Raw genomic sequence first — 11,233 nt, 5'->3', positions numbered from 1 at the left:
AAAATGAAGCAATGCTCAGTGCTGCACTTAGCTATCGAGAGAATGGACGCTGTCCAGTAGCTACTTCAACAGTCAGTGAGCAAGGCTTTGCACCTGCTACTTATAACGATACGCCGCAAGTACGTGATATACGAACTTCAACCTTGCTTCAACAAAGTGAAAATATTGAAGCAATAGGAGCGAATCATGAGAGTTCAATTAGCTAGCTTATTAATGCTTTTGACCTTACTAGGCTGTAGTGCTCAAAGCCAAGAGCCTACACCTAAATTGCAACATGCACGGCTTACTGAGCCGCAAAGTGAACTAATAGCGCAAGGCATCGCAAGGTTGATGCACAGCAAGCCAATTGCTGTTGCTGATGATGCTTTTATGAATACCAGTGTGCTTGTCACTGACAGTATGAATGTAATGGATGGGCAAGGTAACCTTATAATGGGCAAGCAACTGTCAATGCCAGAGCGCTTTGAGCTACTTATTAAAAACCAAATATGCTTTGTGCGCCATTTAGATAGTAAAGCGACCGAGCCTCTTCCTTTGGTGAAATGCAAACCAGTTGATTAATTCAAAGCTAAAAAGTAGATATAAAAAAAGCCCTTGCGGGCTTTTTTACTAATATGTTGGTGAATATTACTTAATCTCAACACGTTGAGATCGCATAACGACTTCATCATTTAATTCAATACCGATACCTGGCTCTTCTGATACTTGGAAGAAACCATTTTTAGGTTGTGGATCTTGAATACACAATTCACGGTTCCATTTCTTAATCGCGTAGGTGTGATGTTCGTGAATTAAGAAGTTAGGAATCGCAGTTTCTAAGTGTAACGAAGCTGCAGTTGCTACAGGGCCACCACACACGTGAGCTTGAATACGCACATCAAAGATATCAGCATAATCACACACTTTCTTAGTTTCAGTGAAACCACCACACAGGCCTAAGTCTGGCTGTAGCACATCAATACTTTGATCTTCTAAGTATGGACGCACCCCCCAGCGGTTATACAAACGTTCACCACCTGCAATTGGCACCGCTACTTTGTCAGCAACTTTTGCGTGTAATGAATGATTTAAGTAATTCACAGGCTCTTCGTAATACATACGATCGAACTCTTCAGCAATTTCACCAATTTGAATTGCTGATGTTGCGCCTGGTAAGCTGTGACACTCAAAGATAATGTCAACTTCGTCACCGACTGCTTCACGAATAGCCTGCATACGCGCACGATATAACTTCATTTCTGCACGAGAAATAATGTTAGTGCGATCGTAATAAGTATTGCCGTTTTTATCGTACTGGATTGGGTCAACTTTTACCGCGTCATACCCTTCAGCCATCGCCTTAAGCGCTGCTTCTGCGTATTCCTCTGGGTGAACAAGCGCTTTAAATTCGCTGTCCCAGTCAAACTGTAGTTGTGATGCATAAGTACGTAGCTTATCGTTAACTTTACCACCTAATAGTTGGTAAACAGGCAAGCCTAATGCTTTACCTTTAATATCCCAAAGTGCAGTATCAATGGCGCTCATTGCTGCATACACAACAGGACCGCCACCTAAACCCCAAAAGCTTTCGCGCAGCATTCGTGACCACAGTTTTTCTGTTTGAAATGGGTCATGACCAATTAAAAAGGCATCAGCCATTTCTTTGATCATTGCCGCAGCTGCACTATGACCTAAATCATAAGCCAGACCCGCTTCACCCACACCGCTAATACCTTCATCGGTGTGAATACGCACAAAAACAGGTGTCCAAGCAGGTCTGTCTGGACAATGAATATCGAACACTTCGACGCGATTAACTTTCATGGTTACTCCTTACTGAGCAAAACTAGGATCAAGACGATAAGCTTTACGCAACATGGCCGGCCAAGCCAACTGGCCACCGGTGCTGCCGCTATGCACGACATTCGCTTGATTATAAATATTATCGATAATAGGTTGTGGTACCGGGATTGCCGTTTGACCACTGGCTTGAATAGCCAATTGAATTTCACAGGCGCGCTGCAAATCATAAAAGCGCATAAACGCATCCCCCACCGTTGGGCCAACGGTTAAGCCACCGTGGTTAACCAATAACATGTGATTGGTGGTGCCTAAATCATCTTGCAGGCGCTTTTTCTCATCACTGTTTACCGCTAACCCTTCGTAGCCATGATAAGACAATGATGGCAATGAGAACATTGAGTATTGGCTCAGTGGCAATAGGCCTTTTTCTTGCGTTGCAACGGCAATGGTTTCTTTTGTGTGTAAATGAATAACACAGTGAGCGTCATCACGAACTTCATGAATAGCGCTGTGAATAGTGAAACCAGCCGGATTAATTTTAAATGGCGTGTCATCAAGAATATTGCCAGCTAAATCGACCTTTACAAGGTTTGATGCCGTCACTTCATCAAAACTAAGACCAAATGCATTAACTAAATAGTGATCTGTGCCCGGTAAGCGTGCCGATAGGTGGGTATAAATTAAATCCCCCCACCGAAAGTGCTCAACTAAACGGTAACATGCAGCTAAATCAACACGAAGCTGCCATTCTTGTTCAGATACTTTATTTTTTAAATCGAGTTTTGGTAAGTCAAACATGGAAAACCTTGTATATGTGACACTGCACAAATAGATGTATAGAAGTCTAAATTACTATTAATAGATGATCAATAGGTGATACAAAAAGGCCACATCAATTGATGTGGCCTTTTCACGCTAAAATGGTGTTTATTTTACTTGTGATAAGTAATCAGCAATTGCAGCCATTTCTTCTTCAGATACGTTTGCAACCATTGCTTTCATCGCAGCAGCCATACCGTTGCTACGCGCACCTGACTTAATGTCTTTCATTTGTGCTAGTAAGTACTCTTTATTTTGACCATTTAATTTAGGGTACTGAGGCATGATAGGCGCTTTACCTTCTGCACCGTGGCAAGTTTGGCAAAGCTTAGCTGTGTATAGTGTTGCACCATCCGCAGCCATAGTGTTGAAAGATAGGCTTGCAGCCATTGCAATGCCAGCCCCACATAAAATTTTCGTGATCTTGCTCATATCTATTTTCTCTTTTTTGACGGGTTATTAAACATTTTCTTTAGTGTAGACCATGATTTAACAATATTGCACCCGAAAATTGTAACGGCAATAGAAACAGTCACTACCAAATTAAATCATCAGGTACTTCAAAATCAGCATACGGATCATCTTCATCCTTTTGCTTATCTTCAGGCTCAACATGGAACACTATGTAGTCTTCGCTGACTTCAGCGACTTTTCGTGCTGGTTCGTCTTCCAGTACAAAAAATTGGCCTTCTAAAACACAAATTGCTAATCGGCCACCAGCTAGGGCCTTTTGTGTTTTTTCATTTACTTCGAGCTCTTTCACTTTATTTTGATAAGTGAAGTTAAATGTGCGATCACCACGGATTTCATCTTGGTTGTGATGCTCTAAAATCTGTTTAACGCGCGCTACTTGCTCACGTTGCTTTTGCTCTTCTAAACGCGCTTTATTAAGCTCGTCGGCTTTTTTCTGCTGCTCAAGCTTAGTTTGTTCAATATGTTTTTGCAGATCGCTAGGATTACTCGTGGCGCCTTTCTTTTTCTTCTTTTGCTGTTTGCGCTTTTCTGTTTTGGCTACTTTAGCTTTATGTGCCGTAGTAAGACCAGCTTTAAGTAATTGATCTTGTAATGAACCCATGACGAAATTCCAATTTATTAATGCGTATTAGGGTTATTTTAATCAGCTCTGCCAACAAATAACAGTACTGAGCCCACTTGATTCACAGCAATCGAGTATATTGATATGAGATTAACACGCGATGAAATCATGACATATTGATTTAACGCAAGATTTATCATTTTAGTCGCCTTTGAACTTGTAAAAAAACCTGTACCCGATAAGCTAGGGCTTTTCCTCTTGGGAGCTAAAAATGCAGCTGCGACATTTGTTACTTTGCTCTGTGTTTATTTTCTTTGTTTTATACGCCCCACAACCCTTACTTGGATTATTTGCCAGTCATTTTTCTGTATCGCCAGCCACTGCTGGTAGCTTAATGACCGCAACTATGTTGCCACTAGCCATTGCTCCTTTAGTGTATGGCTTGTTTTTAGCTAAGCGAAACCCACTCACAATTTTAAAGATTGCCATGTTTGTGTTAGCAATCAGCTGTATCGCTTTTACTTTAGCACCAAGCTTTGAGTTGCTATTGCTGGTTCGTTTTATACAAGGGATCACTCTCCCTGCGGCGCTCACCGCTATGACCAGTTATATTGGTGTGACTTTTCAGGCCGACCAATTACAACGTAATATGACACTTTACATTGGCAGTACCATTGTTGGTGGCTACTTCGGACGTATGCTCGCCGCCTTGTTTACTGACTTTTTAAGCTGGCAAAGTTTTTATTATGTAATTGCGCTTGGGTTAGTACTATTTGCACTCGCCATTCCTAAATCAAGCAAAGGTGCGAGTATTCATGCTGCCAAGTCGCCGCTGTTGTATCTAAAGCAATTAAAAGATCCGTTGGTATTAAAGCTCTACGGAGCAGTGTTTTGTATGTTCTTTTGTTTTGCGGCACTGTTAAATTATTTACCTTTCATTCTGCAAGACAGTTTTGCTATCACTAACACCCGAGACATCGGACTGGTTTACAGCGGCTACTTGCTGGGCGCGCTGGCTTCCATAGCCACACCTTGGCTGTTACGAAAGTCATCAACACCTTGGCGTTTACTGGAACCCGCGTTTTTGTATTCTATAGCCTGACGATGGTGTTATTGATGAGGTCAACAGTTACTATTATTTGTGGTTGCTTTTACTGGCTTTTGCGGTGCAATGTTTGTGATCCACTCAAGTGCCGCTCCATTGGTAAATAAAATCAGCAGCGCACCTGCAAGTGTCACCAATGGCGGTTATGTCTCGTTTTATTATAGCGGTGGGGCATTAGGTTCATTATTGCCAGGGCTGGTATATCAGCAACACGGCCAAGTTGCCTTTATGACCGTGCTACTTTTAGTCTGCTTAGTAGGTTTAAGCTTAGTTTATTTGGCTGGTAGAAATACAATGCGTGGTTGATGCCCGGTACTTTCAAAAAATAGCTCTAAGTCCTCTTTTTTCATCAGCCAAGTGGCGGTATTTTCAAAAGGGTGACAATGAAAAAGTTCGTTAAACCAAATTTCTTGGTCTAGCCAAAGAGTGACATTATTTTGCTTATCGTTTAACAGTGCTAACATAGAAACACAGCCCGGTGGCACTTTAACAGCATAACGCGCTAATCGCTCATCAGATGCAAACCCTAAGCGCGATAACCCCTGCTGCTGAGCAATGGCTTTTAAGTCGAGCTGCTTATCGTGAGCAGTGATCACTGAGAAGTGGCGCTTACCTTCATTATCTCGTAAAAACAGGTTTTTTAATCGAGTGCCCGGTCGATCCAGCATAAACTTATCGGCATCTAAGCTGCCGTGTAATGGTGGATGCTCAGTCCACATCATAATTAATATCTAATTGAGCTAGCGTAGCAGCTAACTTGCTTTTATCTGCATACATTTACAAACAACGTCCTCGTAATTGCACACTTAAATCACGCCATAATACTTCGTCAATAACGTGTTTATCGTCGCAGTATTGTCGCTCTTTAAGCTCTTCATTTAATAATTCAACCGCTTGGTCTTCTAGCATAAGTTTTAAGTTGCTCGACTCTTCAAATACTTCTTGCTCGGCAAAATCTTTAAACTGCCGGCGTGTCATTGGCTTATCGAGATTAATCGGGCGTCTGCCCTGTGCTTTAACTGACACCACATAGGCAAAGATTTTATTGCCTTGCTCGTCATTCTTTTCGTAAAACTGTTTATTATTGATTTCAAAAGGAGGCGCTTCTTCTTGGCTTGCGCAACCGGCAAGTAAAACAACCAAAAGCCATGCTATTTTTTTCATTATTGGATAAGCCTTAAACAGTGAATGCGCTTTAGTCTACCAAAAATAAAACTACAGAGTAAAAATTCGAACATTTTAAAAAAAATACTTGACCACAAATGCAAAAATATTTAAAGTTCACCCCGCTTGGACGCAAGACTTAAGCATCCTGTATTCCTAGTAATGTGGGGCTATAGCTCAGCTGGGAGAGCGCCTGCCTTGCACGCAGGAGGTCAGCAGTTCGATCCCTGCTTAGCTCCACCACTTTACTACCTCTTTTTAGGCAATCTGCCAAATTAAATATCTAAACAAACTCATATTCATATTTCGATTCATTTTATTTATTTGTTTTAGACACAAAAAAACCGAGCAAAGCCCGGCTTTTTAAAGCAATTACTTTTTAGTGATTAGTCGCGAATTTGGCCTTCGCCATTCACTAGGTATTTTTCTGTTGTCAGTGATTCTAGGCCTATTGGACCGTAAGCATGTAGCTTAGTTGTCGCGATGCCAATCTCGGCACCTAAGCCTAAGCTGGCTGCACCGTCAGAGAAGCGCGAAGAAGCGTTAACCATTACCACACATGCATCCACTGCTGCGTTGGAATAGCCTGCGCCGCAGCTTGGTCTTCAGTACACGATCACTTCAGTGTGGTTTGACTACCGAACTTGAGCAACATGATCTACTGGCACCGGCGAAGTCAGGTCAACAACGCGAATTGCGATTTCTAAATCTAAGTACTCTTCACCAAACTCGTCGTCAGCAAGTACTGTTGCATTATCAAAGATACTCGGCAGCTTTCGCGTCTGCATTTACTTTAACGCCTTCTTGACGAAGAACAACTGCACATAGGTTTAAAAACTCATCAGCGATATGCTTGATGAACCACTAAACCTTCTAGGGCATTACACACACCTGTACGCTGGGTTTTACCATTTAACGTAATCCATTGCTCGTTATGAATCAGCGTCTTTATCTACATAAAGGTGACATACACCTTTAAAGTGTTGGATCACTGGAATAGTACTGTTTTCTGTTACAAAATTAACTAAACCTTCACCACCACGCGGAATGATTAAATCAATAGTGTCACGCTGTTGCATCAGCTCCATGAGCAGACCACGGTCTCGGATTTGGGATGCACTGAGAATCAACGCAGCAGGTAAACCATGCTTTTCAAGTACTTTGTGCATTACACTTGCGATTGCTTGCGAGCTGCGAAGTGCTTCTTTACCACCACGTAAAATAACACCATTACCCGATTTAAAGCATAACGCACCGGCATCAGCCGTCACATTCGGGCGTGCTTCATAAATCATACACACAACACCAAGTGGTACGCGCATCTTGCTAATTTTAGATACCGTTTGGACACTCAGAAATTTGCGCGTAATTGCCTACCAGATAATCAGAGGCTAACAATGACTTCAATGCCTTCAGCCATTGCTTCAATACGCTCATCGTTTAGCGTTAAACGGTCAATCATAGACGCAGCAAGGTTATTATCACGTGCTGCCGCTAAATCGCTTTCGTTCTCTTTGATGATAAACGCTTTGCTTTTCGCGTAACGCCTCTGCCATCTCAGTTAACACTTGATTCTTAGTAGCAGTATCAAGTAAAGCTAACTGGGTCTGCAGCTTTTGCAGCTTGACTCGAAATATCCGTAATTAAACTCATGACTTCTCCAATAATGCGATATCTTTCTCTGAAACAACTGGGCCTGATTTGAATCTTGCATTTTTTCGCTAAATTCACTTTGCTCGTTGTCAGCAATAAAATTCAATAAACAGCTACTGTAGTTCGCTGTTGCTTTTGCTAGACGCGTACCATCATCACTACGAACTAAAATGGTATCGCCTACGCCAAATTCTCCGTGTACTGCAACGATTTCATCGCTACGAATACAACCGTCTTCATCTTTTAATGATTCATCGAATGAACCTTCAACGACAGCGCTCACCCTGCTCGTTAGCTGTGTGAGTCATCCAATGCACTGCTTCTTGCATCGGTTTCTCATATGGTTTGAAGATAGTACCTGGGTTGTCACCCGCAAGCAGTCGGTTAAATGTCTCTTCTTTAAAACCATTTAAAATAAAGGTTGTAATACCATGTGAAGTGGCTTTTTCTGCCGCTTCGATTTTCGTTTTCATACCACCTGTACCAACGGCACTGGTTGCACAACCGGCCATGGCGTAAATTGATTCATCGATGCTATCAATTTCTGGTAAAAGCACTGCATCTTCATGTAAATTCGGATTTTTGTCATAAAGACCATCAACATCCGAAAAAATCATCAATGCATCTGCGTCCGCCGCTGCGGCTACCATTGCCGACAAGTTATCATTGTCGCCAACTTTTAAATCATCAGTTGTTACCGTGTCATTCTCATTAATGATAGGTAATACACCATGCTCCAGTAAGGTGAAAACTGTTTCACGAATACTGGTATAACGCTCACGGTCACGTAAGTCACCATGAGTTAATAAAATCTGTGCTGATGGGAAATCAAAGAAACGATCCCACATCGCCATCATTTCTGTCTGACCGGCAGCAGCCATTGCTTTTTTCATCGTCACTGAACGCTTTTCTTGTTCAGGGAATAAATGCGAACCAGCAGCTACCGAACCCGATGATACTAAAATAACTTCGATACCTTGCGCTCGACAGCGAACGATGAACTGTGCAATGGTCAGTAAATAACGTGAGCGACACCCGTCTTGTTCGGGTGCGATTAATGCGCTACCTACTTTTAGTACTATACGTCGCCAATTTAACTTTTGCATAACTGTTCAACTTTCCATTTTACTATCTGTTCAGTGCCAATTTGCCACTGATTAAAAGACTCGCGTTTAGCTTTACTAAACGCACTGACTATTATCACTTTGCCAAACAACTTATCTATGCACACGACTACGCCACGCAAGTACTGCGATTAGATATAGCACAACTTTTATTCAGTCAGTAGACCAAACGGTTATAAACCATAAGTTGATAAAAAGAGATAAGTGTTGTTTATGTATCGCTGTAAAAAGCTGTGTGAGGCTTTTATTAATAACAACATACATAGAGCCTATACAATCTGGTACACCAACAGATAGGGTGTAGATTGTATGACCGAGATTTAGCTGCCACGATGGGAACTAAACATTGACCAGATAATGAACTTATATTCTATTCAACACGTAATAAATACACACTGAACACGGGGAAGCTCATTTCTATTTAATTAGAAAACAAAGTGTATAAAACACTAAAATTGTTACAAACAATTGATTATTTATAGGTAAAGCTCTAGAAAACTGTAGCAACACCGATAAACATTTAGATATCAAATTGTTTGAACACGAAATATAATACGGGAAATTAGGGGTAAAGATTAAGGCGAAAAGTAATCACAAGCTTTTATACTTGCCATAAATAGGAAAAATAAATATTTTTTAACAATAAGTTATATTACCATATGTTAGCCCTAATGATTTTTTCTCTGCAAACCTGACTTTTGTTTTAGATATAACCCCAAAAAGTAGTAATAACGACTAAAATCGTATTTGAAGCATCAAGTTTGCTTGTGTCTATAGTGATGAGTAAGCTTTAATAAGCAGGCAATTTTATTTCAAAGGTCTAATTGAGGATTGCATTACATCATAAATAATGTGATTCGACCTTTTTTGAACAGTAGTAACAAAAGGATAATTTATTCTATGTCAGCAATTTATATAGCAGGGATTGCATTGTGCTCAGTATTAGCACAGTGGGTCGCATGGGCGTTTCGCGTACCCGCTATTTTATTTTTACTACTAACAGGTTTAGTTTTAGGGCCATTTAGTGGCGTACTAGAACCTGACGCTCTACTGGGTGATTTACTCTTCCCTGTAGTTTCTTTAAGTGTGGCGGTGATCTTATTTGAGGGTTCACTAACCTTACACTTCAGAGAGTTAAAAGGGATTGGTAAGGTAGTTCGTAACCTCTGCTCTATAGGAATGCTCACGACTTGTTTAGTAATCAGCTTCAGCGCTTATTGGATTTTAGAGCTGAACTGGCGAGTTGCTGCAGTACTTGGAGCGGTGCTTGTTGTAACTGGACCTACAGTTATTGCGCCGCTGTTAAACTCTATGAGACCTACTCAAGATATTGACCGCATCTTGCGTTGGGAAGGTATTGTTATAGACCCTATAGGTGCATTATTCGCAGTACTAGTATTTGAAGCTGTCATGCTTGTAGGTCAAGGCGAAGTACTGAGTCATACCATTATCGCGCTCTTTAAAACCCTGGGAGTTGGTTTAACCATTGGTGTCGTTGCAGGTTGGCTTACCACATTGCTGATACGCCGAGAATGGCTACCATTTGAGTTACACAAGTTTGGCATTTTAGCCTTAGTACTGATTAGCTTTACGGTTTCGAACCACCTAAGCCATGAATCTGGCCTACTCGCTGTTACCGTGTTTGGTATTTGGCTTGCTAACCAAGATGATCTCGAAATTGACTCTGTGCTTGAATTTAAAGAAGACCTTTCGATGATCTTAATTTCATCACTGTTCATCTTACTTGCAGCCCGACTACAGCTATCAGATTTAATGATGTTACATAGCGATGTGTTTATTTTCTTAGCCATCGTGCTTTTTGTGGCTCGCCCAGCCTGTATTGCAATATCGACCTTTAAAACTGATTTACCACTTAAGTCTCGCTTAGTTCTGTCGTGGATTGCACCACGGGGTATCGTTGCTGCTGCGGTGGGCTCTGTATTTGCTCTAAGTATGGTCGAAGCTGGCATTGCCGATGCTGAAAAAATAGTGCCACTTATATTTACTGTAATTATTATTACTGTAGTACTGCAAAGCCTTACAGCAACACCGTTGGCAAAGTTATTAAAAGTACGCCAGCCTGCGCCAAATACTATTTTAATTATTGGCGCAAACCATGTAGCCCGTGCTATTGCTTGCGGCTTAAAAGATCAAAATATTCCGGTGCACTTATCTGATCCTGCATGGGAAAACTGTAAAATGGCACGCATGGATGGCTTACCTTGTTACTATGGTAATCCGCAGTCAGAGCATGCGGAGCGGTATTTACCATTAACAACAATTCGTAGCGTACTCGCGCTTTCACCGAACCGCCATCACAATGCATTAGGCGTACAATACTTCTCGCATTTGTTCGACGAAAAGAATGTATTTTCTTTGCGCTCTTCGACTAACCATGCAAAAGCGAATAAAGACAGTGCGACCTTCTTGTCACGACAAATTCTGTTTGGCGACAATGGCGCTTATGCCCGTTTAGGTGCTTGTCAGCCACAAGGATCGGTTAACCTTAGCAATACGTACTAAGCCAAGCAAAAACAAAAGTAAAAATAG

6 protein-coding genes, 1 tRNA gene and 6 pseudogenes are annotated in these 11,233 nt (G+C 41.4%); 5 read left to right on the top strand and 8 right to left on the bottom strand.

Annotated elements, in window-relative coordinates; all coding sequences use genetic code 11:
* Nucleotides 1–206, top strand: a pseudogene (locus ACXAC4_RS20825) (hypothetical protein); the annotation flags it as partial.
* Complete coding sequence (locus ACXAC4_RS20820; RefSeq protein WP_054552451.1) at nt 187–561, top strand: hypothetical protein; 375 nt, start codon at nt 187–189, stop codon at nt 559–561. The pseudogene ACXAC4_RS20825 and the gene ACXAC4_RS20820, both read left to right, overlap by 20 nt.
* Nucleotides 562–627: 66 nt before the next feature.
* On the opposite strand, the gene ACXAC4_RS20815 is transcribed toward ACXAC4_RS20820, so the two are convergent.
* The 4 genes from ACXAC4_RS20815 to ACXAC4_RS20800 form a co-directional block, all read right to left on the bottom strand.
* Nucleotides 628–1,803, bottom strand: a complete 1,176-nt coding sequence (locus ACXAC4_RS20815; protein ID WP_475165091.1) for a mandelate racemase/muconate lactonizing enzyme family protein — start codon at nt 1,801–1,803, stop codon at nt 628–630.
* Between the two features lie 9 nt (nt 1,804–1,812).
* On the bottom strand, nt 1,813–2,580 hold the full coding sequence (locus tag ACXAC4_RS20810; RefSeq protein ID WP_054552449.1) for a class II aldolase/adducin family protein: 768 nt from the start codon (nt 2,578–2,580) through the stop codon (nt 1,813–1,815).
* Nucleotides 2,581–2,709: 129 nt separating this feature from the next.
* Nucleotides 2,710–3,033: a c-type cytochrome gene (locus ACXAC4_RS20805; protein ID WP_054552448.1), complete on the bottom strand. Its 324-nt coding sequence runs from the start codon at nt 3,031–3,033 to the stop codon at nt 2,710–2,712.
* 103 nt (nt 3,034–3,136) lie between these two features.
* On the bottom strand, nt 3,137–3,676 hold the full coding sequence (locus tag ACXAC4_RS20800; protein ID WP_063701878.1) for a DUF2058 domain-containing protein: 540 nt from the start codon (nt 3,674–3,676) through the stop codon (nt 3,137–3,139).
* 232 nt (nt 3,677–3,908) lie between these two features.
* Here ACXAC4_RS20800 and ACXAC4_RS20795 point away from each other — a divergent pair.
* Nucleotides 3,909–5,048: pseudogene (locus ACXAC4_RS20795) on the top strand (MFS transporter).
* On the opposite strand, the pseudogene ACXAC4_RS20790 reads toward ACXAC4_RS20795, so the two are convergent.
* Nucleotides 5,015–5,519 (bottom strand): annotated as a pseudogene (locus ACXAC4_RS20790) (prolyl-tRNA synthetase associated domain-containing protein). The pseudogenes ACXAC4_RS20795 and ACXAC4_RS20790 sit on opposite strands and share 34 nt — an antisense overlap.
* Nucleotides 5,520–5,906 (bottom strand): putative periplasmic lipoprotein, encoded by a 387-nt coding sequence (locus ACXAC4_RS20785; RefSeq protein ID WP_054552444.1) that lies wholly within the window; start codon nt 5,904–5,906, stop codon nt 5,520–5,522. It abuts the pseudogene before it with no gap.
* A 166-nt stretch (nt 5,907–6,072) separates the two neighbouring features.
* Here ACXAC4_RS20785 and ACXAC4_RS20780 point away from each other — a divergent pair.
* Nucleotides 6,073–6,149: transfer RNA gene (locus ACXAC4_RS20780), tRNA-Ala, on the top strand.
* A 143-nt stretch (nt 6,150–6,292) separates the two neighbouring features.
* Here the strand turns inward: ACXAC4_RS20780 and ACXAC4_RS20775 are convergent.
* Together ACXAC4_RS20775 and proB are read right to left on the bottom strand one after the other, a co-directional pair.
* Nucleotides 6,293–7,559 (bottom strand): annotated as a pseudogene (locus ACXAC4_RS20775) (glutamate-5-semialdehyde dehydrogenase).
* A pseudogene (gene proB, locus ACXAC4_RS20770) lies at nt 7,556–8,665 on the bottom strand (glutamate 5-kinase). The pseudogenes ACXAC4_RS20775 and proB overlap by 4 nt, the downstream one beginning before the upstream one ends.
* A gap of 918 nt (nt 8,666–9,583) precedes the next feature.
* Between proB and ACXAC4_RS20765 the strand changes: the two are divergent.
* Nucleotides 9,584–11,179, top strand: a pseudogene (locus ACXAC4_RS20765) (cation:proton antiporter); the annotation flags it as partial.
* Nucleotides 11,180–11,233: the final 54 nt, after the last annotated feature.

The organism is Pseudoalteromonas sp. AWM4_233, from assembly GCF_056158285.1.
Note: the sequence above shows the minus strand (reverse complement) of the source record. Positions and strands in the feature narration are given on the sequence as shown.